The organism is Streptomyces sp. DSM 42067, assembly GCF_055792885.1.
On record NZ_CM147706.1, the window covers coordinates 895,508 to 920,997 of the forward strand.

At 70.6% G+C, this 25,490-nt stretch carries 21 protein-coding genes and 3 pseudogenes; 9 read left to right on the forward strand and 15 right to left on the reverse strand.

What is annotated here, in order from left to right:
* Positions 1-143: 143 nt before the first annotated feature.
* The 3 genes and pseudogenes from ACSMXV_RS04435 to ACSMXV_RS04445 all read left to right on the forward strand — a co-directional run.
* Positions 144-293 (forward strand): annotated as a pseudogene (locus ACSMXV_RS04435) (uracil-DNA glycosylase); the annotation flags it as partial.
* Positions 294-304: 11 nt separating this feature from the next.
* Entirely contained in the window at positions 305-1,309 is a 1,005-nt protein-coding gene (locus ACSMXV_RS04440) for an N-acetylglucosamine kinase (protein ID WP_473176392.1), read from the forward strand.
* Positions 1,310-1,560: 251 nt separating this feature from the next.
* Positions 1,561-2,481, forward strand: a complete 921-nt coding sequence (locus ACSMXV_RS04445) for a sirohydrochlorin chelatase (RefSeq protein ID WP_473176393.1) — start codon at positions 1,561-1,563, stop codon at positions 2,479-2,481.
* Positions 2,482-2,603: 122 nt separating this feature from the next.
* Here ACSMXV_RS04445 and ACSMXV_RS04450 read toward each other — a convergent pair whose 3' ends face one another.
* The 4 genes from ACSMXV_RS04450 to ACSMXV_RS04465 form a co-directional block, all read right to left on the reverse strand.
* The gene (locus tag ACSMXV_RS04450; RefSeq protein ID WP_473176394.1) at positions 2,604-3,647 is read right to left on the reverse strand and encodes a lactonase family protein; all 1,044 of its coding nucleotides are present in this window, start codon (positions 3,645-3,647) and stop codon (positions 2,604-2,606) included.
* Positions 3,648-3,859: 212 nt separating this feature from the next.
* Positions 3,860-5,533 (reverse strand): FUSC family protein, encoded by a 1,674-nt coding sequence (locus ACSMXV_RS04455; RefSeq protein WP_473176395.1) that lies wholly within the window; start codon positions 5,531-5,533, stop codon positions 3,860-3,862.
* Between the two features lie 254 nt (positions 5,534-5,787).
* Positions 5,788-8,124, reverse strand: a complete 2,337-nt coding sequence (locus ACSMXV_RS04460) for a heavy metal translocating P-type ATPase (RefSeq protein WP_473176396.1) — start codon at positions 8,122-8,124, stop codon at positions 5,788-5,790.
* Between the two features lie 139 nt (positions 8,125-8,263).
* Entirely contained in the window at positions 8,264-8,488 is a 225-nt protein-coding gene (locus tag ACSMXV_RS04465) for a heavy-metal-associated domain-containing protein (protein ID WP_473176397.1), read from the reverse strand.
* A gap of 339 nt (positions 8,489-8,827) precedes the next feature.
* On the opposite strand from ACSMXV_RS04465, the gene ACSMXV_RS04470 reads away from it, so the two are divergent.
* Both ACSMXV_RS04470 and ACSMXV_RS04475 read left to right on the forward strand, forming a co-directional pair.
* Positions 8,828-9,319, forward strand: a complete 492-nt coding sequence (locus ACSMXV_RS04470) for an Lrp/AsnC family transcriptional regulator (protein ID WP_473176398.1) — start codon at positions 8,828-8,830, stop codon at positions 9,317-9,319.
* 158 nt (positions 9,320-9,477) lie between these two features.
* A complete protein-coding gene (locus ACSMXV_RS04475) occupies positions 9,478-10,185 on the forward strand; it encodes an HAD family hydrolase (RefSeq protein ID WP_473176399.1) in 708 nt (235 codons plus the stop codon).
* A gap of 17 nt (positions 10,186-10,202) precedes the next feature.
* Here the strand turns inward: ACSMXV_RS04475 and ACSMXV_RS04480 are convergent, their stop codons facing one another.
* Complete coding sequence (locus ACSMXV_RS04480; RefSeq protein WP_473176400.1) at positions 10,203-10,973, reverse strand: LysR substrate-binding domain-containing protein; 771 nt, start codon at positions 10,971-10,973, stop codon at positions 10,203-10,205.
* A 72-nt stretch (positions 10,974-11,045) separates the two neighbouring features.
* Between ACSMXV_RS04480 and ACSMXV_RS04485 the strand changes: the two genes are divergently transcribed.
* Entirely contained in the window at positions 11,046-11,435 is a 390-nt protein-coding gene (locus tag ACSMXV_RS04485; protein ID WP_473176401.1) for a DUF5997 family protein, read from the forward strand.
* 30 nt (positions 11,436-11,465) lie between these two features.
* Here the strand turns inward: ACSMXV_RS04485 and ACSMXV_RS04490 are convergent, their stop codons facing one another.
* The 6 genes from ACSMXV_RS04490 to ACSMXV_RS04515 all read right to left on the reverse strand — a co-directional run bounded on the left by ACSMXV_RS04490 (position 11,466) and on the right by ACSMXV_RS04515 (position 16,757).
* Positions 11,466-12,197 carry a methyltransferase domain-containing protein gene (locus ACSMXV_RS04490; protein WP_473176402.1) on the reverse strand — a complete coding sequence of 244 codons (732 nt, stop codon included), beginning with the start codon at positions 12,195-12,197 and terminating at the stop codon, positions 11,466-11,468.
* A 46-nt stretch (positions 12,198-12,243) separates the two neighbouring features.
* Positions 12,244-13,116 (reverse strand): MurR/RpiR family transcriptional regulator, encoded by an 873-nt coding sequence (locus ACSMXV_RS04495; RefSeq protein ID WP_473176403.1) that lies wholly within the window; start codon positions 13,114-13,116, stop codon positions 12,244-12,246.
* Positions 13,117-13,287: 171 nt separating this feature from the next.
* Positions 13,288-14,211 carry an ABC transporter substrate-binding protein gene (locus ACSMXV_RS04500; protein WP_473179234.1) on the reverse strand — a complete coding sequence of 308 codons (924 nt, stop codon included), beginning with the start codon at positions 14,209-14,211 and terminating at the stop codon, positions 13,288-13,290.
* A gap of 46 nt (positions 14,212-14,257) precedes the next feature.
* Positions 14,258-14,947 carry an ABC transporter permease gene (locus tag ACSMXV_RS04505; protein WP_181656825.1) on the reverse strand — a complete coding sequence of 230 codons (690 nt, stop codon included), beginning with the start codon at positions 14,945-14,947 and terminating at the stop codon, positions 14,258-14,260.
* A complete protein-coding gene (locus tag ACSMXV_RS04510) occupies positions 14,944-15,609 on the reverse strand; it encodes an ABC transporter permease (RefSeq protein WP_181656824.1) in 666 nt (221 codons plus the stop codon). The genes ACSMXV_RS04505 and ACSMXV_RS04510 overlap by 4 nt, the downstream gene beginning before the upstream one ends.
* Positions 15,606-16,757, reverse strand: a complete 1,152-nt coding sequence (locus ACSMXV_RS04515; protein WP_473176404.1) for an ABC transporter ATP-binding protein — start codon at positions 16,755-16,757, stop codon at positions 15,606-15,608. The genes ACSMXV_RS04510 and ACSMXV_RS04515 overlap by 4 nt, the downstream gene beginning before the upstream one ends.
* A 253-nt stretch (positions 16,758-17,010) precedes the next feature.
* On the opposite strand from ACSMXV_RS04515, the gene ACSMXV_RS04520 reads away from it, so the two are divergent.
* The 3 genes and pseudogenes from ACSMXV_RS04520 to ACSMXV_RS04530 form a co-directional block, all read left to right on the forward strand.
* A complete protein-coding gene (locus tag ACSMXV_RS04520) occupies positions 17,011-18,012 on the forward strand; it encodes an ornithine cyclodeaminase family protein (RefSeq protein WP_473176405.1) in 1,002 nt (333 codons plus the stop codon).
* Positions 18,009-19,621, forward strand: a pseudogene (locus tag ACSMXV_RS04525) (HAL/PAL/TAL family ammonia-lyase). Before ACSMXV_RS04520 ends, ACSMXV_RS04525 begins: the two are co-directional and overlap by 4 nt.
* Before the next feature lie 80 nt (positions 19,622-19,701).
* Positions 19,702-19,932: pseudogene (locus tag ACSMXV_RS04530) on the forward strand (dihydrofolate reductase family protein); the annotation flags it as partial.
* A 61-nt stretch (positions 19,933-19,993) separates the two neighbouring features.
* Here the strand turns inward: ACSMXV_RS04530 and ACSMXV_RS04535 are convergent.
* From ACSMXV_RS04535 to ACSMXV_RS04550, 4 genes are all read right to left on the reverse strand, one after another.
* Entirely contained in the window at positions 19,994-20,509 is a 516-nt protein-coding gene (locus ACSMXV_RS04535) for a transposase family protein (RefSeq protein ID WP_473176406.1), read from the reverse strand.
* Between the two features lie 525 nt (positions 20,510-21,034).
* Positions 21,035-22,450, reverse strand: a complete 1,416-nt coding sequence (locus tag ACSMXV_RS04540; RefSeq protein WP_473176407.1) for a DEAD/DEAH box helicase — start codon at positions 22,448-22,450, stop codon at positions 21,035-21,037.
* 587 nt (positions 22,451-23,037) lie between these two features.
* Complete coding sequence (locus ACSMXV_RS04545; protein WP_473176408.1) at positions 23,038-23,931, reverse strand: peptidoglycan-binding protein; 894 nt, start codon at positions 23,929-23,931, stop codon at positions 23,038-23,040.
* Complete coding sequence (locus ACSMXV_RS04550) at positions 23,931-25,475, reverse strand: DUF6519 domain-containing protein (RefSeq protein ID WP_473176409.1); 1,545 nt, start codon at positions 25,473-25,475, stop codon at positions 23,931-23,933. Before ACSMXV_RS04550 ends, ACSMXV_RS04545 begins: the two co-directional genes overlap by 1 nt.
* Positions 25,476-25,490: the final 15 nt, after the last annotated feature.

Sequence of the window (25,490 nt, forward strand, 5' to 3'; positions counted from 1 at the left end):
CGCTGCGCTCGTCAGTCCTCTTCTTCCTGGAGCCGGGCCATGAGGTCGCGTAGGCGTTCGTCAGACAGCAGTGGTGCCCGGTGCTTCCAGTGATCAGGCCATTCGGCTTCCGTCATCGGCACAGGTCAGGCCCCTCGATCGAGAAACTGCTCGGCGACCTGCCGTCGGTGGAGTCCGCCCACCCCTTCCCCATGTCGGCGGACCGCGGCTTCTTCGGCTCGCGCCCCTTCAGCCGGGCGAACGAACTGCTGGCGCGGCAGGGCGCACAGCCGGTGGACTGGCGGCTGCCGTGACGGAGGCCGGGGTGCCGCCCGCGGTTAAGGGGGCCGGGCCGGCGTCTGCCGTGCTGGGCGTCGACTCGGGCGGCTCCGGGTTCCGGGCCGCCCTCGCGGTCCGTACCGGCACCGGCGCGGTCGCCCCTTGGGGCAGCGCGTCGGCGGCACCGGTTCGCACGGGACCCGGTGGCATCGACCCGGACCATCTGCTGGAGCAGTTGGTCCCCATGGCCAGGAAGCTGATGCGGGAGGCCGGTGTCGACGGCATCGGGACCGTGACCATCGGCGCCGCCGGGATGGCGACCCTCGGTGCCCGGCTGCGCGCCGAGCTGCCCGCAGCGCTGGCCCGCGAACTCGGGGTACGCCGCCTCGCGCTCGCCGCTGACGCCGTCACCGCGTACGCCGGGGCCCTGGGCCGGCAGCCCGGCGCGATCGTGGCCGCCGGCACCGGCATGATCGCGCTCGGCACGGATCTCAAGAGCTGGCGCCGGGCCGACGGTTGGGGACATCTGCTCGGCGACTGCGGCGGCGGAGCGTGGATCGGACGGGCAGGCCTCGAGGCGGCCATGCGCGCCCACGACGGGCGACGCGGTGGCTCACCCGCCCTGCTGGCGCATGCCGAGAAGCTCTTCGGCCCCGCGGCCGACCTCCCCGGGCAGCTTTATCCGCGCACCGACCGGCCCGCGGTACTCGCGTCGTTCGCTCCGGAAGTCGCCGCGTGTGCGGCCGACGACGCGGTGGCGGCGGGCATCCTGCGGGACGCGGCACGCCATATCGCCGAGGCCGCTGCCGCTGCCTGCCCGAAATCCGGTGAGAGCGAAGTCGCCCTGACCGGAGGCCTGTTCAAGATGGGCGAACCCCTGCTCGCACCCGTGCGCACACAACTCGCCCAGTTGGTTCCGCAAGCGCGCCAGGTGCCTGCCGCGGGTGACCCGCTGCACGGGGCCGTACGCATGGCTGTCGACCTCGCCCTGGACCAGCTGACCCTGCCCCACGACGAGCACCTGCTGCGCGTCGTAAGACTCGATGGCTGAGCAGTGTGAGGCTCGACGGCTGGGCGATCGTGTCTGGCGGCCCCAGCGTAAGCCAGGCGGAAATGAGGCGTTGATGCCTTGATACGCACCAATAGGCCACTACACGCACATGAATCCGCACATGCTCCATCCGCGCGGCGGTGTCCTTGCAACCGATTCGGACGGGCCCCGTAAGACAAATCAGGACGGATACCGCTCACCTGCACCCTCCCCGAACAGGGGAGCCCAAGAAGCCAGTAGCATGCGGCGCCATGAGCTCCCCCACTGGGCCCGCATCCGGCCTGCCTGTACGAATGCCGCGTCCCCGCCAGCCCGGGCGGCACCGCCGCCCTGAGCCCGTGGCGGCTCCCGAGGGCGCGCCCGCGCTCGTCCTCGCCGTGCCCGGCACGCCCAGCGCCGCCGCGCGCAGCATCGCCGAAGAGGTCGTGAGCATCGCCCGCTCCGAGCTTCCCGGCCTGGACGCGCGGATCGGATACGTGGACGGGGACGACGCCGAGTACCCCGCGCTCCAGTCGGTGCTCGCACACGCTGCCCAGGAGCGCACGGCCCGCTACGACCAGGCCGTCGCCGCCGGTGCCGACGTGGCCGCGCCCGAGGGCCCGGCGGCGGTCGTCGTACCGCTGCTCGCCGGCCCCGACAGCGCGCTGCTGCGGAGAATCCGCCAGGCCGTGATGGACAGCCGTGCCGCCGCGGAGCTGACCGATGTGCTCGGCCCGCACCCGCTGCTCGCGGAGGCGCTGCACGTGCGCCTGTCCGAGGCCGGTCTTGCCCGTGCCGACCGTGCCCGCCTGTTCACCGTGGCGACCGCCGCGGACGGCATCATCCTCGCCTCCGTCGGCGGCACCGAGGCCGTGCAGGCGGCCGGGATCACCGGCATGCTGCTGGCCGCGCGCCTCGCGGTGCCGGTGATGGCCGCGGCCCTGGACGAGGAGGGCTCGATCGCGGCTACCGCGGAGCAGCTGCGCTCCTCGGGCTCGGCCCAACTGGCGCTCGCGCCGTATCTGATCGGCCCGGAGATCGACCCTGGCCTGCTCGACGCGGCAGCCAAGGAAGCGGGTTGCGCGGCCGCGGAGGCGCTGGGTGCGTACCCGGCGATCGGCAAGCTGGCGCTCTCCAAGTACACGACGGCGCTGGGTATCGCCCCGCAGCCGACGGGTGCGCCGGTGCGCTGACCGTACGTGCAGAAGGCCCGCTCCCGGTGCCGGGGAGCGGGCCTTCGCCGTGCTGGGGAAGGGCCTTCGCCGTGCTGGGAAGCGGGCCTTCGCCCTGCGGCGACCGCCGCCCGCCGCGTCTTTCAGCCGAATACCACGCACGAAGCCGCAGGCGCTTCGATCGAGCCGACCCGACGCGGCAGCCCCGTCTCGGGATCGAGGCGGAACCAGGTCACGTCACCGGAGCGCTCGTTCGCGGCGTACAGGTACCGTCCCGCCGGGTCGAGGGCCAGGTCCCGGGGCCAGTGTCCGCCGCAGGGCACGGTGGTCAGCAGCCTCGGACGTTCGCCCGTTCCGTCGAGTGCGAGCACGGAGATGACGTCCTCGCCGCGGGTGGCGGTCCAGGCGAACCTGCCGTCGGGAGCGACGACGATCTCCGAGGGATAGGCGTCGCCGTCGGGTGCACCGGGCAGCACATGCGTCTCGCCGAGCGGTTGCACCAGGCCCTCCTCTGCGTCCCAGCGGCACGCGGTCACGGTCGGCGCCAGCTCGTTCAGCACGTACAGCAGATCGCCGCGCGGGTGGAAGGCGAGGTGACGCGGCCCGGACCCGGGCCTGAGGGCCACCTCGCGCCAGAGGCTCAGTTCCCCTTCGCCGTCGAGGGAGCAGATGCGCACGGAGTCGGTGCCGAGGTCCACGCTGACCGCCCATCGGCCGGTCGGATCCGGCACCACCTGGTGGGCGTGCGGCGCCTGCTGGCGCTGCGGGTGCGGGCCCGAGCCCTCGTGCCGCAGCAGGCTGGACGCGGCGGCGGCGAGGCTGCCGTCTGCCTTCACGGGCACGGCGGTGACGCTGCCCGAGCCGTAGTTGGCGGTCAGCACATGCCCTGCGTGCACGGTGAGATGTGTGGGACCGTCACCCTTCACCGGCACCGGGGAACCCGTCAGCTCGGGCCTGTCCCCGGCGACTTGACAGGCGGCCACCGAGCCGTCGGCCGTCTCGCTGACCACGTACAGCACGGCCCCGTCCGGCGAGAGCGCGAGATACGAGGGATCGGCGACCTCGTCGGTGGCGCCCAGCTCCGTCAGCGCACCCGTGTCCTGGTCGACGGCCGCGGCGATGACTCCCCTGCCCCCTGCTGCGGTGAACGATCCGATGTACGCCCGTCGGGCCCGCCTTCCGCCCATTGCCACTGCGTTCCCCTCTCACTACCGGTGCTGCTGGCCTCACCGCGCCCCTGCCGGTGCCGTTTGGCGCCGACGGTAGCAGTCGGCAGCCATCGGTCTAGACCAAGCGCCACCGAACGCGCACGGGTACCCACGCACGCACGCCGCCGGATGGCGCAGCCGCCGGCGAGGTGTCATCCCGTCGGCCCACGAGCAGGCCGCGCTCTGCCGGTTCAGGCCCCGACGAGCGGCGACCGCGGTGAGCTGCGCAGCGGTCCGGCCAGCGCGGCCAGTGCCCGCTCCAGGCCGTGCAGATGGACTAGTGCCCCGGCAGGCAACGTTTGCCCGTCAAGGAGCGGCGTCCGGTGCGTGCTCTCGGCGTGCCGGCCGGAAGTCCTCGTACTGGACGTACTTGGGCTTTCGGGCGGTGCGGCGAGAGTGCGTGCCGGGCGTCGCGACGGGGCGAACGTTGCCTGTTGGGGCACTAGCGCGGGTTCGACTGCAGGATGCCGCACACCGAAGGCGTCGGCAGCCGCGGCGTCGACCGTCGAGCCCGGAGTGGTGAGTGCCTCCACGGCGGCCTCCACACGCAGGCAGGCAGCGGCGAGCCGAGCGTCGTGCGAAGCCTCCGGGTCGGCGGCCACGGAGGCCAGCCCGCGGACCTCGCGGGCGCAGTCGTCGAGCAGCGCCAGCACCTGCCGGGCCCGGCCCTTTCGGGCACGCATCGGGCTCAGCGGGTGCACCAGCGGCGAGACCGAGAGGCGCACCCTGGCGAGCACCAGCTCCAGTTCGGCGACGCGCGCGGCGGGGTCGGCGGTCCCCGAGCCCGCGAGGCGCGCCGCGGATTCGGCGGTGCACTCGTGTACGGACCGCAGGGCGCGCTGGATCCACGCGTCGGTCGTGGCATGGGTGGTGACGGGCAGCACGAGGAGTACGGCCAGCGCCGCGCCGAGCGCCCCGACACCCGTCTCCGCGAGACGCAGTGCGAGCAGGCCCGGCTCCAGTACCCCCAGAAGCCCGTAGAGCAGCTCGACCAGCACCGTCACCGCGAGCATCATCCAGGTGTAGGAGACCGCGGCCGTGTAGAAGATGCCGAAGACGGCGACCGCGGCGAGGGCCGCCGTGGGAACGGCCGCTCCCTGCAACGGGATCGCGACGAGCAGGCCGAGACCGATGCCGATCACGGTGCCGAGAACCCGGCGAAAGCCCCGGACCAGCGTCTCGCCACGGGATGCGGTGTTGACGAAGACCCACCATGTCGCGCCCACCGCCCAGTACCAGCGCTGATCGGACAGCAGCTCGCCCATCATGAGTGCGAAGGCGGAGCCGGCCGTGGCCTGAAGCGCCTGGCGGGTCGTCGGCCGTGCGAGACCCGTACCGGTCGGCGGAGCCGGAACAACGGCCGGGGGCAGCCGCCGCTCGTAGCACCACAGGCCGAAACGGACGGCCGAGGAGGCGAGCAGGGACAGCGTGACCGCGGCATACAGCTCGGGCAGCTGGCCCGGCACCGTGTGCAGGAACTGCGTCACGAAGAAGGCCATGAACGCGAACACGCCGAGGCTGTGACCCCGCGGCCCCCAGCGCCGCGCATAGACCCCCACACCGACCACGGTGAGGAAGGCCAGGTCTCGGGCCACAGGATGATCGTGCAGCCCCGCCGCCAGGGCGAGTACGGGAAGGCCGACCACGGGCATCAGCGCGGTCGTGACCGCCTGGCCGCGCACCGTCGCGTCGCTCACCGTGAAGAGAGCGAGAAGCGCGGCGAGCCCACCCGTGATGGACGCGGCAAGGGAGTGACCGGCGAGGCCGCAGAGGGCGACCGCCAACCCGATGCCGGCGACGGCCCGGGTGGCGCTGCGCAGCCGCAGCCGCCCCGGGTCCGGAGCCACGAACACCCTCTTCAGCACTCTTCCCGCCCCTCACTGCGTACCGGCATGAAAAAGGCGCTGCGGGGTCCGCAGCGCCATCGACGGGTACATCACAGCATCCTTGCGCCTCATGGCTCAAGTGTCATCAGAATCACTGGGCCATTGGCACAACCTCGGGCCTTCGCGTTGCACCGACAGGAGGCCAACGGACCATGGAGACGGACGAGATCAACTTCCCGGCTTGAAGCTCCCTGCGCGAAGGGACCCACTCGAGGGGATCTACGCGCAGGGGCCTACTCGAAGGACCGCAGCCGCAGGCTGTTGGTCACCACGAAGACCGATGAGAAGGCCATCGCGGCGCCCGCGATCATCGGGTTGAGCATGCCGGCGGCCGCCAGGGGCAGTGCGGCGACGTTGTAGCCGAAGGCCCAGAACAGGTTGCCCTTGATGGTGGTGAGGGTCCTGCGGGAGAGCCGGATGGCGTCCGCGGCCACCCGCAGGTCGCCGCGTACGAGCGTCAGGTCGCCCGCCTCGATCGCCGCGTCCGTGCCCGTGCCCATCGCCAGGCCCAGGTCCGCGGTGGCCAGGGCGGCCGCGTCGTTGACGCCGTCGCCGACCATCGCGACCACCCGGCCCTCACGCTGCAGCCGCTGGATCACGTCCACCTTGTCCTGTGGCAGAACGTCGGCGATCACCTCGTCGATGCCGACGGTCCGGGCGACGGAGTCGGCGACGGCCTGGTTGTCGCCGGTCAGCAAGACGGGCCTCAGGCCCAGCTTCCGCAGTTCGGCGACCGCCTCGGCGCTGGTGTCCTTGACCGCGTCGGCGACGGTGAGGACGCCGCGCGCCGTGCCGTCCCAGGCGACCACGACCGCCGTGCGCCCCTCGGCCTCCGCCGCGGCCTTGGCCTCGGCCAGTTCCGGTGTGAGCTCAATGCCCCGTTCACCCAAGAGCTGCTCGCGTCCGACGAGGACCTGGTGCCCCTCGACGGCGCCCTGGACGCCGAGACCGGCGACGTTCTCGAAGTTCTCCGGTACGGGCAGACTTCCGGCCCTCCCCCACTCTCGGCTTCGCTCGAGCGGAGGGACCCCCACGACGGCGCCCGCGGCGATCGCCTGGGCGATCGGGTGTTCCGAGGCGTGCTCCAGCGCGCCCGCCAGCCGCAGCAGCTCGTCCTCGTCCACGCCCGGTGCGGCGACGACGTCCTGGAGCTGCATACGGCCCGTGGTCACGGTCCCGGTCTTGTCGAGGACGACGGTGTCCACGCGCCGGGTGGATTCCAGCACCTCAGGGCCCTTGATCAGGATGCCGAGCTGGGCGCCGCGCCCGGTGCCGACCATCAGGGCGGTCGGCGTGGCGAGGCCCAGGGCGCACGGGCAGGCGATGATCAGCACGGCGACGGCCGCGGTGAAGGCGGCAGCGGTGTCGCCGGTGAAGAACAGCCAGGCCAGAAGGGTGCCGAGGGCGAGAAGGATGACCGCGGGGACGAAGACCGCGGAGATACGGTCGGCGAGGCGCTGCACCTCGGCCTTGCCGTTCTGGGCGTCCTCGACGAGCTTCGCCATACGGGCGAGCTGCGTGTCGGCGCCCACCCGGGTCGCCTCGACGACCAGCCTTCCACCGACGTTCACCGTGGCACCGGTGATGGGATCGCCGGCCGTCACGTCCACCGGCACGGATTCGCCAGTCAGCATCGAGGCGTCGACTGCGGAGCTGCCCTCGACGACGGTCCCGTCGGTGGCGATCTTCTCTCCGGGCCGAACGACGAAGCGGTCGCCGACGGCCAACTGCGCCACAGGGATGCGCACTTCCTGACCGCCCCGCAGTACCGCGACGTCCTTGGCGCCCAACTCCAGCAGCGCCCTCAGTGCCGCGCCGGCCTTGCGCTTGGACTTCGCCTCCAGGTACCGCCCGGCGAGAATGAACGTGGTCACGCCGGCCGCTGCCTCCAGATAGATCGAGGAGGACCCGTCCGTACGAGAGATGGTGAACTCGAAAGCGTGCCGCATCCCGGGCATCCCGGCGTGCCCGAAGAACAGTGCCCACATCGACCAGCCGAGCGCGGCGAGTGTGCCGATGGACACCAGGGTGTCCATGGTCGCGGCGCCATGACGGGCGTTGGTCCAGGCCGCCTTGTGGAACGGGAAGGCACCCCAGACGACGACGGGAGCCGCCAGGGTCAGCGACAGCCACTGCCAGTTGTCGAACTGCAGTGCCGGGACCATCGCCATCAGGACGACGGGCACGGAAAGCGCCAGCGATACGAACAGGCGCTGCCGGAGCGAGAGAAGCTCGCCGTCCGCTCCCACCGGCGCGGCCTGGGCCTGGGCTCCGTCCTCGCCTCCGTCCGCGGCGGCCCCCGGCACGGGCGGGGGTGGCTCCTCGGCGGTGTAGCCGGTCTTCTCGACGATGGCGATGAGGTCGGCGACCTCGATCCCATCGGCGTACGAGACCCTGGCCTTCTCCGTGGCGAAGTTGACCGTCGCCGTGACGCCGTCCATGCGGTTGAGCTTCTTCTCGACGCGGGCGGCGCACGAGGCGCAGGTCATGCCGCCGATGGAGAGCTCGACCTCGGCGGTCGGCGCCGCCGTCGCATCCGGAACCGTCTTCTCGAGAGCCGTGCTGGTCATTGGGCGTATCTCCTGGGAGAGGCCGGGGCGTGCGGCGTCCGTATCAGCGGAGCGGCACCTCCCGGCGTGGGAGCGACATCGCGTTCCTGGGCGAACGGCGGCGAACGGCCCCGGCGGACCGGTCAGGCCGGGCTACGGGTCAGGCCGGGCCGACGAGCTCGTAGCCGGCCTCGTCGACCGCGGAGCGCACGGCTTCCTCGTCGAGAAGGGCGGCGGAGGTGACGGTAACCTCGCCGGAGGCGGCGACGGCCTTGACCGTGGTGACACCGTCCAGCGCGGAGAGCTCCTCGGAAACAGCGCTCTCACAGTGGCCGCAGGTCATGCCGGACACCTTGTAGACGGTGGTGACGTTCTCGAAGGTCATCGCTTCTTCCTCGGGTGTCGATGCGTGTGTATCGCGGAACCGGCCGGGTGTCCGCCGCTCCGCTAATACACTCACACTATACCCCCCCTGGGTATTTTCATGGGCAACACTCGTGGATGCCCGCTCACACTTCCGGAAGAGCCGCTGGGACGCGGTGCCTTCCGAACCCGAGAGAGGACGCGGGTCAGCTCCACGGCACGGTCGATGCGGCTGCCCACGCTGCCGCCATGCAGGACCGCCGCGGCGGAAGCCGGGCACTGGCTCAGCAGGCACAGAGCCGACTGGGCCATTGGTACCGTCATAGACGCTCACCGCCGACCAGGAGGAGCCCGACGGACCATGGCCGTGGACGAGTTGGACACCCGCATCCTGCGACTGCTGCTGGAGCAGCCGCGCACGAGCGCCCGCGAATACGCCCGTATCCTCGGCGTCGCACGGGGCACGCTCCAGGCCCGGCTGGACCGGCTCGAGCGGGACGGAGTGATCACCGGAACCGGCCCTTCCCTCTCCCCCGCCGCGCTCGGCCACCCCGTTCTGGCCTTTGTGCACATCGAGGTCACGCAGGGGCATCTCGACGAGGTGGGCGATGCGCTGGCCGCCGTACCGGAGATCATCGAGGCGTTCTCGATCACGGGTGGCGGCGATCTGCTGACCCGGGTCGTGGCCCGGGACAACGCACATCTGGAGGATGTGATCCAGCAGCTGATCCAGATGCCGGGCGTGGTGCGCACACGCACGGAGGTGGCGCTGCGCGAGCGCGTACCGCATCGTCTGCTGCCGCTCGTGGAGTCGATCGGCCGCTCCACTCGCGCGCCCGAACGGCCTCGCTGATCGCGCCCCGACTCCCGCGCTGATCGCGCCCACACGACGCTCTGGTCCCCTCGGTGCTCGTCGCGGCATGCCACTCTCATCACAGCAGTGCGATCGAGCCCCCTGAACCGCGCCAGTGTGCTGAGCCCCTCTTGTCACGCCCTGGCATGCTGGAGGGCATGAGCAAGGCAGGCAGGGCGGCCACCACCTCGGTCATATTCGATCTCGACGGAACACTCGTGGACAGCGAGCCGAACTATTTCGAGGCGGGACGTCATGTCCTTGCGCAGCACGGCATCACGGGCTTCACGTGGGAGGACCACCAGCAGTACGTCGGGATAGGCACGCAGGAGACGCTCGCTCTGTGGAAGGAGCGGTTCGGGCTCGGGGCGCCGCTCGACGAGCTGCTGGCGGAGAAGAACCGCCGCTATCTGGAACTTGCCCGGGTCTCCACGCCCGTCTACCCGGAGATGCGAAAGTTCGTGGAGCGGTTGCACGACGCGGGTGTGCAGATGGCCGTGGCCTCGGGGTCCTCTCGCGAGGCCATCGAGGCGATCCTGTCCAGCGCGGGCCTGGCGACGTTGCTGCCCGTCGTCGTCTCGGCGGACGAGGTGGCGCACGGCAAGCCCGCCCCTGACGTCTTCCTGGAGGCGGCCCGCCGGATCAGCGCCGAACCGGCCGACTGTGTGGTGGTGGAGGACGCCGCGCCCGGCGCCGCAGCGGCGCATGCGGCGGGCATGCGCTGCATCGCGATCCCCTACGTGGCGGCGCAGGCGGACGACCCGCGGTTCGCCACGGCGGGACTGCTCTTCCGCGGCGGCCAGGGCGAGTTCACCGCGCAGGCTGCGTTCGAATGGCTTGCACTCGCTCCCACGACGCCGTCCTGACCGCACGCGCCCCGAAGCTACGACCGGCGGCGAGGTTTGCCGCGCTTGGCGCCTTTCGGGCCGCCGGCACCGCTCCGAGGACTCTTGCCGGTCGACTTGCCGGCCGCGGGCTTCCGCCGTACGCCGCCTGAATCCGGCCGCTTCCGCTGCGGCTGAGCCGGGGCCGGCGTCGTGGGCCGGCGACCCCGAGAGCTGTTGACGGTCCGCCCGCGAACGATCCCGATGAAGTCCTCGACCATGTCGGTGGTCGCGTCCTCGGGCCACGACAGCGCGACGCTCGACTCGGGGGCGTCCGTGACCGGCCGATACGTGAGGTCCTTGCGGTGATGCAGACGGGCGAGTGACTGGGGAACCACGAGCACACCCACCCCAGCCGCCACGAGTTCGACGGCGTCCGCCGTCGTGGCGGGGCGCTCGATCGCGGGCTGTCCCGGCAGACGCTCCCAGCCGAGGACGTCGTCGAGGGGATGCAGCACGATGTCGTCGGCCAGATCTTCGGCGCACACCTCGTCGACCGCCGCCACGACGTGGTCTTTCGGAACCACGACCACCGTGGTCTCCGTGTAGAGAGGAATCGCGCTGAGTACCGCCCGGTCGACCGGCAATCGCACGAGTCCCGCGTCGGCGCCGCCGCCCAGCAACACATCCGATGCTTCGGCGGCGGCGACACCGATGAGGGTCAGTGGGACCTCGGGCAGCCGCTCGTTCCAGATCCGCACCCACTTGGCGGGCGTCACTCCCGGGACATACGCGAGCCGGAACGAAGGGGATACTTCCGAGCCTGTCACCCCGCCAGGTTACCGGTCGCAGGTCATAGGTCGTGGTCGGAGGCCGCTCAGGCGCTCGATACCCTTGACACCATGAAGTCGCACCAGACCACCCAGACGATGAAGCCGGCAACCGCGGCCAAGAAGCTGGGTGTGTACCTCGAGGCCACCCCCGCCGAGTTCCAGGAGGGCGTCGTCTCGCGCGCCGAGCTGAACGCGCTGCAGGCCGATCCGCCCGAGTGGCTGCGGGAACTGCGAGCAAACGGCCCGCACCCCCGCCCGGTGGTCGCGGCGAAGCTGGGCGTCTCCATCGCGGGTCTCGCTCGCGGCGGAATCACGGAACCGCTCACCACCGAGCAGATCGACGCGTTGAAGAGGGACCGTCCCGACTGGCTGGAGAGGGAGCGTGCAACGCAGGCCGAGGTGCGGAAGGAAGCGGTGCGCATCAGGGAGAAGAACGCCGAGCGCGGCGATCAGTCCTGAATGCGTTCCTGACCCGCACAGGCTCGTTCGCTACCGGCAGCCGGAGGTACCGCCACAGCAGCCACCGGCGGCCACAACGGGCTGGGACGTGGACGTCGTCGCGCCCGTCACAGCCGACACCGGCTTGACCGCCCGCACGATCGCCGAATGCATCCCGTCGGCCACCGCGTGCGCCGCAGTGACCTCGACGTCCGTGAACCCGGCGGTCTCCAGCCCCTCCCGGTACTCGGTGAAGGACAGCGCGCCGGCGATGCCGCCGACATAGTCGCCGCGCTCGGCGCGCTGGTCCGCCGTGATGTGGTCGTCGGCCACGACATCGGAGATACCGATACGGCCGCCCGGCGCGAGCACCCGGAACATCTCCGCGAACACGGCGGGCTTGTCGACCGACAGGTTGATCACGCAGTTGGAGATGACGACGTCGACAGTGCCGGCGGGCAGCGGGACCGCCTCGATGGTTCCCTTGAGGAACTCGACGTTGGCCGCGCCCGCCTTCCTCGCGTTGTCCAGGGCGAGGGCGAGCATCTCCTCGGTCATGTCCAGCCCGTACGCCTTGCCGCTCGCCCCCACTCGGCGGGCCGACAGCAGAACGTCGATGCCGCCGCCCGAGCCGAGGTCCAACACCCGCTCACCCTCGTGCAGTTCCGCGACCCCGAGCGGGTTTCCGCAGCCCAGCGAGGCCGCGAGCGCCTCGACGGGCAGCCCCTCCCGATCCGCAGCCGCGTACAGCCCCGCCCCGAAGTTCGAGACGTATCGAATCAACGACGAGCGTCGTTGCGCCGTGCCGGAGCCGGTGAGGTCTTGGTGCTCAGTTGACGAACAGCCCCCGCGCCATGGCCCGCGCGTCGAACTCCTCCAGGCGGGCCTGAGCGTCCGGCAAGGCGTCGCACATCGCCTCCAGGAGGACTTGTCCCAGCACCGTGGGGGCGCTCACGGTATCGAACACCAGACCGGTACCCACAGCGGCCGGGAGGAGCAGATCGCTGTGGGCGGCCACCGGGGCGAACGTGCCATCGGCGATCGTCACCACCGTCAGCCCCGTGTCACGGGCGTGGTCGAGCGCGTCGAGGACCTCGCGCGGATGGCGCGGCAGCGCGAAGCACAGGAGCGCGCTCGCGCCGGCATGCCTGGCCGCGTCGATGCGGTCGGCGAGCATCGAGCCGCCTTCGTCGAGCAGGCGTACGTCAGGGTGGACCTTCGCGGTGAAGTAGGCGAAGCCTCGTGCCTGGGCGGCGGAGGCGCGCAGCCCGAGCACCGGCAGCGGCCGGGACGCGGCGAGCAGCCGGCCCGCGCGTTCCACGGGCCCGGGGTCCGCGAGCAGGGACGCCAGCTGCCGCAGATTGTCGATCTCGGCCTGTACCGCTTGCTGGTACCGGTTGTTCGACCTGCCGTCCACGCCTGTGCCGTCGGGTGCGACATCCCGCAGATGTCTGCGCAGCGCCGGATATCCGTCGAAACCGAGGGCGAACGCGAAACGGGTCACCGACGGCTGGCTCACCCCGGCCAGTCGGGCCAGCTCCACGCTGGACAGGAAGGGCACGGCCGCCGCTTGCCGGACCAGGCAGTGCGCGATACGGCGCTGCGTCGGGGTGAGCCGACGGCCCTCGAACAGCTGGTGCAGCCGTGCGGAGGCGCCTGCTTCGCGGGGTGTGCCGACGGCGGCTCGTTGCGTGTCACTCAACTTGTTCCCCCCAGCCGGTCGTACTGTGTCCCCTCGCTCGCTCCCGGGTCGAGTACCTGGTCTGGCCGGGCGGACGGTGACCGCGTGGCCGCACTCACCACGAGCACCGTCCGCCCCGGATCCGAATGACCCGACGCAATGACCCGGAAACGGTCCGCCCAACCGTTGCGGTCAGCTCACGAGACCGGCCTTCGTCAGCCAGTCCTTCGCGACGGTGCTGGCGTCCTCCTTGTCATTGACCAGCTTCTTCATCATGTCCAGCAGGTCCTCGGTGGTGAGCTTGGCCGAGACGCCGTTGAGCGCCGCCTTGGCCGTGTCGTCGACCGCGGACTTGTAGATCAGGGGCGTGACGTTCTGCGAGGAGAAGAGGTTCTTCGGGTCCTCCAGGACCACCAGCTTGTCCTCGACGATGGCGGGGTCGGTGGTGTAGAGGTTGGCGGCCTGCACCTCGTTCGACTTCAGCAGCTTCACGAGGGTGCTCTGGGCGCCGGCGTCGAGCGGCTGGAACTTCCCGAACTCGACGCCGTAGACCTTCTTCAGACCGACCCCGCCCTGCGTGCGGGTCTTGAACTCCGAGCCTGCACCGATCGTCATGTCCCCCGCGACCGGCTTGAGGTCGGCGAGTGTCTTGAGGTTGTACTTGGCGGCGGTCTCGGCGGTGACCGTGACCGAGTCCTTGTCCTCGGCCTCGGCGGAGTCGAGGATCTCCACCGACGACGGGAGCTTCTCCTTCAGCTCGGCGTTGATCTCCTCGGTGCTGGTCGCGGTGCTGTTCTTGTCGACCGCCACCGACAGCAGGGCGCCGTTGTACTCCGGGAAGACACTGATGCCGCCCTTGACCACCTGGTCGTAGTAGACCTCGCGGGCCCCGATGTCGAACTTGCGGGCCACCTTCAGGCCCTTGGCCTCCAGGGCCTGGGAGTAGATCTCGGCGAGCAGCTGGTTCTCGGGGAAGTTCGCGGAGCCGACGACGAGGGACTTGCCGTCTCCGCTGTCGCTGCTGCTGCCCGTCAGCGGGTTGTCGTCGCCGTCGCCACCGCCGCAGGCGGTCAGCGTGAGTGCGGCGATCAGGCCGAAGGCGGCGCCGCGGTACATGCCTCTCATGGGTGTTTCCTTTCTCAGGGCCCGGAAGCCAAGAAACTCAAGGTTTGGCCGCCGAGACCCGCAGGCCCGGCGACACGATGAAGCGCCGCAGCGCGGTGAACACGATCTGGACGACGAGCGCCAGCACGACGACGACGGTGGAGCCGCCGATGACCAGTTCGTAGTCGTTACGGGAGAGCCCGTCGACGATGAAGCGGCCCAGGCCGCCGAGACCGGGATAGGCCGCCACGGTCGCCGTGGCCACGACCTGGATCGCGGCGACACGTAGTCCGAGGAGTATCAGTGGCAGCGCCATCGGCACCTCGACCCGCACCAGGACCTCCCACCCGGTCATGCCGACCCCGCGCGCGGCGTCCCTGGTGTCGGGGTCCACGCCGCGGACTCCCTCGAAGGTGTTGATGAGAATGGGCGGGACCGCGAGTGCGACCAGGGCGATCAGCACGGGCGTGGTGCTGAGCCCGGCGAGCGTGACGACGAGGACGACCAGGCCGAAGGTGGGGATCGCCCGTGCGAGGTTGGCCACGCTGGCCACGGCGAACGCCCCACGGCCGGTGTGCCCGACGAGCAGCCCGAACGTCAGCCCGATCAGCGCGGCGAACAGCAAGGAAAGGCCGCTGTAGGTGAGGTGTTCCAGGAGCCGGTGGGGAATCCCCTCGTCACCATGCCACTGTTTCGAGGACGTCAACCAGTCCCCCACGAGGCGGAGTTGGCTCAGGAGATCGTTCATGACGCCGTCACCTTGCTCCGGGACCACGGGGTGAGCAGCCGCTGCGCCAGGACCAGCAGCGCGTCGGTGGTGAGCGCGAGCAGCATGATCAGCACGATCGCGGTGACGATCGGGGTCGGGAAGTCGAGTTGGAGGCCACGGGTGATGTAGTAGCCGAGACCGCCCTGTCCGATCAGCTGTCCCACCGCGACAAGGCTGATGGACGAGACGGCGGCGACGCGTACGCCGGCGATGACGACGGGTACGGCGATCGGCAGTTCGACCTGGACGACACGGCGTACCGTGCCGAATCCCATCGCGGTGGCCGCAAGCCGGACCGGTTCGGGGACCGAGGCCAGCCCGTCCACGACGTTGGGCACCAGGACCGACAGCGTGTAGAGCGTCAGCGGGATCATCACCGTCTGTTCGGTCAGTCCCGTGTAGCGGACGAAGATCATGAACAGGGCCAGTGACGGGATCGAGTACAGGACATTGGCCACGGTCAGCACCGGTGGGTACAGCCATCGCAAGCGATGGCACAGGATCCCGAGAGGCACCGAGATGATCAGCCCGAACAGCACCGGCAGAAGGCCCAGTCTCAGATGGACAGCGGTGTAGTCGGCCAGCTCACCGGCGTGATCGCCTATCCACTGCCACCGGACCAGCGGCTCACCGTCGCTCATCGTTCACCACCGGCGGGGCCCTCGGCGCCCGCCTCGTCCCCGGCCGGGGCCCCGGCCACTTCGGCGGCGGCCGTCACTGCGGAGAGCTCGTACGCGTCGGCGACTCCGATGACCACGCCTTCCGCGTCCACGCCCACCGCGAGCCGGGAAGGCGACAGGAGGGCCGAGTCGAGGGCGGCGCGCGCCGAGTCGCCGACGAGGCTGAACGTATGGCCGAGCGGCGCCAAAGGGGCGTCCGCGAGCGTGCCGCCCTCCGCGAGTTCGGCGACCGCGGCCCAACCGAGCGGCCGCCGGCTGTCGTCGACGACCAGAACCCAGGGCTCGTCCGCCGCGCGGGCCAGCGTCACGGGAGAGGTCGCCGGCAGCACCGGACCGTCGCGCAGCGGCACATCGGCCGCCTTGACGAAGGACAGCCGGCGGATGCCCCGGTCCTGCCCCACGAAGCCGGCCACGAACTCGTCGGCGGGATCAGCGAGCAGACGCTCGGGGGTGTCGAACTGTGCGAGTTTGCCGCCGGTTCGGAACACCGCGATATTGTCGCCGAGTTTGATCGCCTCGTCGATGTCATGGGTCACGAACACGATCGTCTTGTGCAGCTCCTTCTGCAGCCGGATGAACTCCGCCTGCAGCTCCGCCCGTACGATCGGGTCGACCGCGCTGAACGGCTCGTCCATCAGCAGCACCGGCGGGTCGGCGCCCAGGGCCCTGGCCACCCCGACGCGCTGCTGCTGCCCGCCGGAGAGCTGGTTCGGGTAGCGCTTGGCCATCTCGGACGGCAGCCCCACCAGTTCCAGCAGCTCCGCCGCCCGCGCCCGCGCCTTCTTCCGGCTCCAGCCGAGCAGCAACGGAACCGTCGCGATGTTGTCGAGGATGGTGCGGTGCGGGAACAGCCCGGCATGCTGGATCACATACCCGATGCCACGGCGCAGCTCGGGGGCGTGGATCTCCCGGATGTCCTGGCCACGCAGGCTCACCGTCCCGGCCGTCGGCTCCACCATGCGGTTGATCATGCGCAGGGTCGTGGTCTTGCCGCAGCCGGAGGGGCCGACCAGGACCGTGATGCCGCCCTCGGCCAGCTCCAGGGACAAGTCGTCCACGGCTGTGGTGCCATTGGGATAATTCTTGCTCACCGCGTCGAATCTGATCAAGGCTGCCCCTTACCTGACTGCATATGGTCATGCAGAGTTACGGCTGACTGAATGAGAGTCAATGCCCTTCTGTGAACGGCGGGTAACGTTCGTACGAAATAGGTCCAGGGGGTGTCCGGAATCCTCACCTTCTACGACTGATGTGCCTTTCCGTATCCATCGACGCCGACCTGACAGTTGCCCTCGACGACTGCGTTCCGGCCGTGGCGCCGGTGTCGTGCGATTCGCCAGCTCAGACGTAGGGAGACAACCCATGGAACCGGTCTGGTTCACCTTCCTGAACGGCTCGGACATCGAACAACTAGAGCTGACCGACATCGAGATACTCGACGCCGTCGAGGAAGGGCTGCGCGCCCAGGGCCTTGGCGAGACGGTCATCGAACCGCGCGTCCACCTGATGCCCGATCCCTCGTTCAACGGCCACTTCAACGTCCTCCGCGGCTATGTCGCTCCGCTCGCGCTTGCCGGGGTCAAGATCGTGGGCGACTACGTCGGCAACTACAAGGCCGGGCTGCCCTCCGAAATGGCGCTGCTCAACCTCTTCGACCCGCGTACCGGCATGCCGGTGGCCGTACTCGACGCCACCGCCATCACCGAGATGCGCACCGGCGCCCTCACCGCGCTGGGGGCACGTCACCTGGCCCGTCCGGATGCCAGGGTGCTCGGGCACATCGGCGCCCGAGCCACGTCGTACTGGAACGTCCGCCTGCTCGACCGGATCTTCGACCTCACCGAGATACGCGTCCACTCGCGCCGCCCCGAGAGCCGCGAGGCCTTCGCCGAGCGACTGGAGCGGGAGCTCGGCAAGCCCGTCATCGTGACCGAGGACTGGAAGACCTGCGTGGACGGCGCGGACATCGTGGTGGAGGCGTCCCGGCTCGAGCGGCCGGAGCCGCTGCTCAAGACCGAGTGGATCGCTCCCGGGGCCCTGGTCGTGCCGTACGGAACACACAGCGCCGTCGAACTCACCCTCACGGACATCATGGACAAGATCGTCGTCGACGACTGGGGACAGGCGCACGCCGGGCCGTTCGGCGCCCTGCGCGCACACGTCGACTCCGGCAGGCTCGACGAGTCCAATCTACATGGCGAGTTGGGCGAGATCGTCGCAGGCAGCAAGCCGGGCCGGGAAAGCGCCGACGAGACGAACCTGTTCTGGCACCGCGGACTCTCGCTGTCCGACATCGCGCTGGGTGCGGCCATGCTCAAGAAGGCCGAAGAGCGCGGCCTCGGTCAGAAGCTGCGGTTCTCATGACGGGGGGCACGGAGGTCGTCATCGACGGGCGGACACTGTCGTACGACGATGTCGTCGCCGTCGCCCGCCACGGCGCCCAAGTCGTCCTGGGTGACGAGGTGATCCCCCGGCTGACGCGCGAGCGAGCCGCCGTCGACGACGTCGTCGACCGCCAGGTGCCGACGTACGGCCTGACGACGGGCCTTGGCACCCGCTCGTCGTACGCACTGCCCCGCGACGAACTCAAGGTGTTCAGCGTCCGCACGGTCCGGGGACGGGCCAACGCGGTCGGCGCTCCGCTGCCGATACCCGTCGTACGCGCCGCCGTCCTCGCCCGCGTCAACGGCATCGCGGGCGGAGGCAGCGGAGTGCGTCCGGAGATCCTGCGGCTCCTCGTGGCCATGCTCAACTCGCGGGTACATCCGGTGATTCCCGAGGTGGGTTCGATCGGCGCCTCGGATCTGTGCCAGATGGCCCATGTCGGCCGGGTCGTGATCGGTGAGGGCAGGGCCGAGTTCGCCGGCGATGTGCTCGACGGCGCCACGGCACTGCGGCGGCCGGTCTCACCCCGGTCGAACTGGGCCCGAAGGACGGGCATGTGCTGTGCAGCGCGAGCCCGCTGGCGGCCGGACAGGGTGCTCTCGCCCTGCACGAGGCGGCCGCCGTCCTCACACTGGCCCAGGCAGTCACGGCGTTGACCTACGAGGGCTTCCGGGCGAGCACGAGCCCGCTCGACGCCCGGGTGCTCGGCCTGCGCCCCGCTCCCGGTCAGTCCCCCGCGGCGGCCGAGTTGCTCGCTCTGCTGGACGGCGGTGAGCTGGGCGATCCCCGGAACGCGCGGCGGGTCCAGGACCCCGTCAGCCTGCGCTGTGCGGCCCAGGTGCACGGGGCGCTGCACGCCGCGCTGGACTTCGCCGACGCCGCGCTCCAACCGGAGCTCAACGGCTGCGGCGACAATCCGGTGGTGCTGGCCGACACGGGCGAGATCCTCTCGTCCGGCAACTTCCACACTCCGGCCCTGGCCCTCGCCTTCGACACCCTTGCGCTGGCCCTGACGCAGACCGCGTCGGTCTCCGCCGAGCGCATGCGCCGGCTGCTGGATCCCGCCGTCAGCGGACTACCCGCGAACCTCTCGCCGTACGGTCCGGAGCGCTCGGGCTTCGCACCGCTCGCCAAGACGGCGCAGGCACTCGTCGCCGAGATCCGCATGCTGTCTGCACCAGTGAGCACCGACCCCCGCCATGGCGCGGACGCCGTCGAGGACGACTCGACCAATGCGGCGCTCGGGGCACGGCGGCTGACCACGATCCTGGTGCGGCTGCGGCAACTGCTCGCCGTGGAGGCCGTGGTCGCCGCCCAGGCAGTGGACCTGGCCGCACCGTCCGCTCTGGGACGGGGCCCCGGACTCCTGCACCGCGCGATCCGAGCGATCGTTCCCCCACTGGACGACGACCGGCCTTGCGGGGACGACGTGGAACGGGTCAGCGCCGACGTTCTGGGCTCCGACGACGTACGGCGAACGCTCCGCGCTCTCGCCAGGATGGACGGTGGGGACGGTCGAGGCGCTCCGGGGGTTCAGGGCGGTGACCCGCACGGGTCGGCTCACCCCGCAGTCGAGGCGAACAGTTGAAAGACCCACGCCAAGAATCACGGGCCCCCAAGGAAGCTCAACCCAGGTACCGACGGCTGTGGCATCACCCAACTGCCCCTTTGCGAGCCGAGCCTGGGGAGGGCGACATCGCGATCGGCGGCGCGACTCTCGCCGCCGAGGCGGCCGCGTTGGGTCTGATCGACGAGTACCGGGCCATGGTCTACCCGGTGCTGGTTGGCGGTGGCATTCCGTTCTTTCCCCAACGCGAGCGCCGGGTGGATCTCGAACTCATCGAGACCCGGCCCTTCAGCTCGAGAGTCGTCTACCTCCGCTACCGCGTGGCGCGTTAGCCGGCTCGTCCGCCGAGCCCTAGGAAGAACGGGCCAGTCAGTGACGTCTACTCAGTGAAGATCACTTCCAGTGTCTGTTGAGGACGAGGGCGGCGCGGGTGATGTCGCCGATTCGGCTTGGGCTGAGGGCGACATGTTGCAGGGTGCGCCAGCGTTGTTTGAGTTCGGCGGCGGTGCGTTCGCCCAGGGCGCGGACGTTTCTGATCAGGGCGTTCGTTGCGCGGGTGTCGGCGTGCAGGGCCTGCTCGGACTGGCCCTTGGGACGGCGGACGGGGACCCGGATACCGACGCCGGCACCGATATAGCCCTTGTCCTCCAGTGTGTCGGCGAGGCATTCCGCGATCAGTCCCGCATGACCCTCGGAGTCGGCGTACAGCACCCTTCCGTCGCCACAGAGGAAGTAGGTACCGCCGGTATCGTCGCCTGCTATCCCCTCCAGCGGCGCACCCGATGCCAGACGGACGTCCTCGCCGTGGTCGGCTCGGCAGAGATCGAAGTCGAAGGGGAACGCTGCAAGTTCGGCCAGGCGTGGACTCTGCCGGAGCAAGTCGAGGAGGCGGAGATCGGACCGGGGCATGCGACGGACCGTAGCAGCCTGCGGGACGGGTCCTGTCGCCTGGACGGCGGGCGACAGCGGCTGAGAACTACGCGCCCAGCCGCAGGACCGCTGTGGAACGAGCAGCAGTCAGAACGGGCGCCGTCGGTCTCGAAGCCGCCGCGTATGGCCCACACGGCGCTGATGGCTCCGGTAGCCACCACGAGCAGGGCCATGGTCGCCGAGAATCTTGGTTGGCCGTTGGTGGTGTCGGTGCTCCGCGGCCTGCCCGAAGCCCTCTACCTGCTTGGAGGAGCACGCGGCGGAACTGAGCAACCCCGACCTGGCCCGCCGCGCCGCCGCCCGAATCGGCGAGGAACTGGACAGCCCGAGCCCTGACCAGCGCCGCCTGACGGAGAACCTCGAAGATCTCGGCCTGGCCGCCGGAGCGGTGGCGTCCGTCATCACCATCCTGCAGAGGCTCACGATCACTGTGGCTGCGCCGACCGGCGTCGATCTTGCCCGGACCTCATTCGGGACGAAAAGGTCGTGGGTTCAAAACCCGACTCAACCCCCGCGCCGCACGCGGGCCGCCTTGCGGGCTTCCGCGAGCTTGCGCGCCTCGCTCCCCTTGCGGGACTTACCGCCGGAGCCGCGAGCCTCGTCCTTGCTGGTGCCCAGACCGCGGAACGGAGCGTTGTGGTTCTTGGGCCGCGCTGCGGCGGGCGCACCGTCGAGGGACACTCCGGAGGGGGCCCTGGCGCCGGTGATCCGGCTCAGGTCCGCCTCGCCGGACCGTACCTTGGTGATCATGGGCGCGATGCCGGCGTCCGCCATGGCCTTGCTCGTCTCGCGGCGCTGTCCCGACAGCACCAGCGTCACGACCGTGCCGGATCGGCCGGCCCGGGCCGTGCGACCCGCGCGGTGCAGATAGTCCTTCGGGTCGGTAGCCGGGTCGACGTTGACCACAAGGTCGAGGTCGTCGACGTGCAGGCCCCGCGCCGCGACATTCGTCGCCACCAGCGCGGTGACCTGTCCGTTCTTGAACTGTGCCAGGGTCCGGGTGCGCTGCGGCTGCGACTTTCCGCTGTGCAGGGACGCGGCGGGGACTCCGCTGGCCCGCAGATGCCTCGTGAGCTGGTCGACCCCGTGCTTGGTGTCCAGGAACAACAGGACGCGGCCGTCACGGGCGGCGATCTCCGTGGCGACCGCGTACCGGTCCGGACCGTGCACGACCAGGACATGGTGCTCCATCGCGGTGACCGCCCCCGCCGACGGGTCGACCGAGTGGACAGCGGGGTCGTGCAGGTAGCGGCGGACCAGTTGGTCGACGTCACGGTCGAGGGTGGCCGAGAACAGCATGCGCTGCCCTTCGGGACGCACCTGGTCCAGAATCTCGGTGACCTGCGGCATGAACCCCATGTCGCACATCTGGTCAGCCTCGTCCAAGACGGTGATACGCACCCGTCCCAGACGGCAGTCCTTGCGCTCGATCAGGTCGTGCAGGCGACCGGGCGTGGCGACCACGACCTCGACCCCCTCGCGCAGCGCAGCAGACTGCCGGCCGATGGACACCCCGCCGACCACGGTCGCAAGGCGCAGCCGCAGCGCCCGGGCGTACGGGGTGAGCGCCTCGCTGACCTGTTGCGCCAGCTCCCTGGTGGGCACCAGGACGAGCGCCAGTGGCTGCTTGGGCTCCGCTCGCCGCCCGGCCGTCCGAGCGAGCAGCCCCAGACCGAAGGCGAGCGTCTTGCCCGAGCCGGTGCGCCCCCGGCCGAGGACATCCCGGCCTGCGAGAGCGTTCGGCAACGCGGCCGCCTGAATGGGGAAGGGCTGTGTCACGCCGAGTTCGTCGAGCATGCGCAGCATCTCGGCCGGCAACCCCAGCTCCGAGAAGGTCGCCGCCGGAGGCAAGGCCGGAGTAAGGGTCGACGCCACGGACAAGTCGCCTTGCCGGGCGTCGGCGCGTGCTGAATCGCTCACAGAGAGCCTTCCTCCGAAGGGGACCGTACCGAGGAAGGCGCGGCTGGGACGCAGCCACCGATCCCGGGGCGTCGGGCGGAGTCCCGGTACGACGGCGCTGCAAACGCATCACGCTAGCACGGGCCGTCTCCCCGGCTCCGGTCCGCACAAGCCGGCGTCACGCTGCCTGGGAGTGGCTCGTTCGGCGCGGCCGGAGTCCAGCCCTACAGTCGATCGCCCGCGACACCCTCACCCAGAAACGACAACCGCACCTGCCGCCGCGGATTGTCCTTGTTCGTGGTCCGCCAAACTCCGTTAGGGCAACCTTCACCTCAGGTGATGCATACCGCAAACCGCTGCTCGCAGCCACCGGCCGTCGTCGGTCGTTCCGCCGATCAGCAGGTTGACGACTGCCCGGACGGGGCGATGATCTCGGCGGCCAGTTCCGCGGAGGGTGGTGTGATCCTTCTCCCGGATCCCGTACGCCTTCCTGTACCGCCCGCATCGTCGCTCGTCCGGGCAGCTGCCGAACGGGCGCTCCCGAGCCACCCGACACACTCCGAGGGATATGTCGGGGGTCTCGGGATCGGACGGCGCGGATCGCCCGTTCACTTCCCTGAGGTGGGCACCTTCAGCTTGTCCCAGCTGACCTTGCCCGGGATGCCATCCGCGTCCTTGCCCCTGAAGTCGAGCTTCTGCTGCCAGGCGGCATAGGAGCGGCGGTCGGCCTCGGTCCACTCGGGGCTCGGGCCCTCCTCGTAGCGCCCGCAACCCTCGGCGACCAGGCGGTGTCCCATGGCGGTGATGATCGGGGACTTCTGGCCGATGTGGAAGAAGCCGGCGCCCGGGAAGGGCTCGTACGACGGCTTGGGCGCGGGCTTCGGTTCGGGAGCGGGCTCCTTGCTGCCGCCGCCCTTCAGCCGATCGGCGATGCGCCCCCGCATGCCGTCCATGGTGAAGCCGCGCGGGTCCTGCTTGCCGGGCTGCCACTCCTTGTGGCCGATGACCGAGCGCTCGCTCCAGCCGTGGTGGCGGCAGATCGCGGCGGCGACCTTCTCGATGGCCTCCTTCTGCGCCTCCGGCCAGGGGTCCTTGCCGTCGCCGAGGTTGATGCACTCGAAGCCGTAGAAGTGGCGGTTGCCGTCGGTGTCGGCCTCGTTGTCGGGCGGCAGCTTCGACTCGTTGACCACGGCGCGCAGGACGTCGCTGTCGCCGAGGCCGGCGTGGTTGGCGCGGCCGTTGCCGACGAGGTGGATGTGGCCCTTCTTGTCGATGACGCCGTGGCAGAGAGGGCCGGGCAGGCCGGAGTAGCCGTTGTAGCAGATGTTGACCGAGGCCTCGGTGCCCTTGGTGACGGTGTGGTGGATCATCACGCCGTTCACCGGGCCCCAGGGGCCCTTGCTGTTGCGGTTGTGGGTGCGCCAGCTGCGGACTTCATGGACCGTCAGGCCCTCCGCGCGGAGGATCTCCACCAGCTTGGACGCGCTCAGGGGCTTGGCCATTACTCGTCTCCTTCCACCGCGGCATCCGCCTCTGCCCTGGTCTGCGGCCTCCCGCGGGAGGGGTCTTCAGCCGCCTGCTCCTCCCGGCGGGCCTGTTCCTCCGCCGCGAGCGTCGCCTCGTCCGCCGCCGGGACGCTGCTGGCCAGCGGGGGGAAGGAGCGGCGCAGATCCACTGCGCCGGCCTCGCCCTTGACCAGGGCCAGCGGGGCGAAGTGACGGACGATGCCGGTCGGTCCCTGGAGCAGGGGGCGGCGTGCCGGGTCCGTCGGCCACTCGACGCTGCCCGTCGCGGTGCGGGCGGGGATGATCCAGTGGTCGCCGGTGCGGTAGGTGCCGCCCTTGGCGAAGTACACCTCGACGCCGTCCTCCAGGGGCAGCCACTCGCCTTCCTCGATCTTTGTCGCCCCGTGCTGCAGGGCGCTGCTACGGCCCTTGCGCTTCGGGCCCTCGTGGTGGTCCCAGCGGCGCAGGTACGGGTTCAGGTGGGGCAGCCGTCCGACACCCGGCTCCGGCTCGGCGGACAAACGCACCCGGCGGCCCGGCAGGTCCAGCTCCTCGACGCGCAGCAGGGGCAGGGGTTCGAGGCGGGACGCGTACGCGGTGTCCGTCAGCTCGACGTGGTCGCCGACGTCGAGGTCCAGCTTCTCGTCATGGCCGAGGGACGCCAACTGCACCCATGTACCGTCGAGTTCGTCGACAGGGAAGACCACGGAGCCGTTCTCGCGGGACCACTTGAAGGTGGCGTCCTCGGCCTCGCCCCCGTCGTGGACCTCGACGCGGTACAGCTGGTTCTCCGGGCCGCGGTAGCGGGCGTCCGGCTTGACCAGGCAGGGGTCCTCGTCGGCGTGGTCGGGCCGCTCGCTGCGGGCGGCGAGCCGGGCCGAGGGGGCCTGGCGCAGGGCCCACTTGTCGAAGGCGGCGCGGACGACCTCCTTGGACGGGTCGGTCTCCTCGATGTCCAGCGCGGCGAGGGACAGCGGCAGCACCTGCCAGACGACCTTCACGCGGGCGGTGGTGTCGGGCATCGCGGCGCCGAGCGCGACCTCGCGCAGTGCCGGGTCCTCGGCGGCGGAGACCGAGCGCTCCCAGACGTTCAGGTAGACCACGAAGGGCGACTGGGCGGGCGAGGGCAGCCGGTCGCCGGGCTTCTCCGGGTCACGGAAGGCGTCGGGCTGGTCCCAGTACGTCCAGTACGCGGGCAGGGCCGCGGTGTCCTGGTCCTCGGCGTCGTCGTCGGGGACGGGCGTGCCGGGCGCCGGGCGGTGGGCGTCGAGCAGGATGCCGTCGACGTAGTAGCGGCCGCCGTGGATGTGGAGGGTGTCGATGTCGTGCTTGCCGCCCACGTAGTCGATCTTGAAGCCCGGGGCGTCGCGCGGCCCGCCGTGCTGCCCGATCAGGTCGGCGGCGAGGGTGCGGGCCTGGTAGAGCTGGATCGCCGTCTGCTCGTTGGTGTCGGCGTCGAGCTGGACACGCCCCTGCTGGGCGATGACCGCCGAGTAGTGCCGCTCCGGGCGGAACGTGAGGCGGGAGAGGTCAGCGTGCATGAAGGGGGTCCCCCT

Bases quoted from the DNA above. Each gene is read 5' to 3' on its own strand.
- ACSMXV_RS04445 (WP_473176393.1), top strand. From the start codon at position 1,561: ATGAGCTCCCCCACTGGGCCCGCATCCGGCCTGCCTGTACGAATGCCG.
- ACSMXV_RS04450 (WP_473176394.1), bottom strand. From the start codon at position 3,647: ATGGGCGGAAGGCGGGCCCGACGGGCGTACATCGGATCGTTCACCGCA.
- ACSMXV_RS04460 (WP_473176396.1), bottom strand. From the start codon at position 8,124: ATGACCAGCACGGCTCTCGAGAAGACGGTTCCGGATGCGACGGCGGCG.
- ACSMXV_RS04465 (WP_473176397.1), bottom strand. From the start codon at position 8,488: ATGACCTTCGAGAACGTCACCACCGTCTACAAGGTGTCCGGCATGACC.
- ACSMXV_RS04470 (WP_473176398.1), top strand. From the start codon at position 8,828: ATGGCCGTGGACGAGTTGGACACCCGCATCCTGCGACTGCTGCTGGAG.
- ACSMXV_RS04475 (WP_473176399.1), top strand. From the start codon at position 9,478: ATGAGCAAGGCAGGCAGGGCGGCCACCACCTCGGTCATATTCGATCTC.
- ACSMXV_RS04485 (WP_473176401.1), top strand. From the start codon at position 11,046: ATGAAGTCGCACCAGACCACCCAGACGATGAAGCCGGCAACCGCGGCC.
- ACSMXV_RS04500 (WP_473179234.1), bottom strand. From the start codon at position 14,211: ATGTACCGCGGCGCCGCCTTCGGCCTGATCGCCGCACTCACGCTGACC.
- ACSMXV_RS04505 (WP_181656825.1), bottom strand. From the start codon at position 14,947: ATGAACGATCTCCTGAGCCAACTCCGCCTCGTGGGGGACTGGTTGACG.
- ACSMXV_RS04510 (WP_181656824.1), bottom strand. From the start codon at position 15,609: ATGAGCGACGGTGAGCCGCTGGTCCGGTGGCAGTGGATAGGCGATCAC.
- ACSMXV_RS04520 (WP_473176405.1), top strand. From the start codon at position 17,011: ATGGAACCGGTCTGGTTCACCTTCCTGAACGGCTCGGACATCGAACAA.
- ACSMXV_RS04535 (WP_473176406.1), bottom strand. From the start codon at position 20,509: ATGCCCCGGTCCGATCTCCGCCTCCTCGACTTGCTCCGGCAGAGTCCA.
- ACSMXV_RS04545 (WP_473176408.1), bottom strand. From the start codon at position 23,931: ATGGCCAAGCCCCTGAGCGCGTCCAAGCTGGTGGAGATCCTCCGCGCG.
- ACSMXV_RS04550 (WP_473176409.1), bottom strand. From the start codon at position 25,475: ATGCACGCTGACCTCTCCCGCCTCACGTTCCGCCCGGAGCGGCACTAC.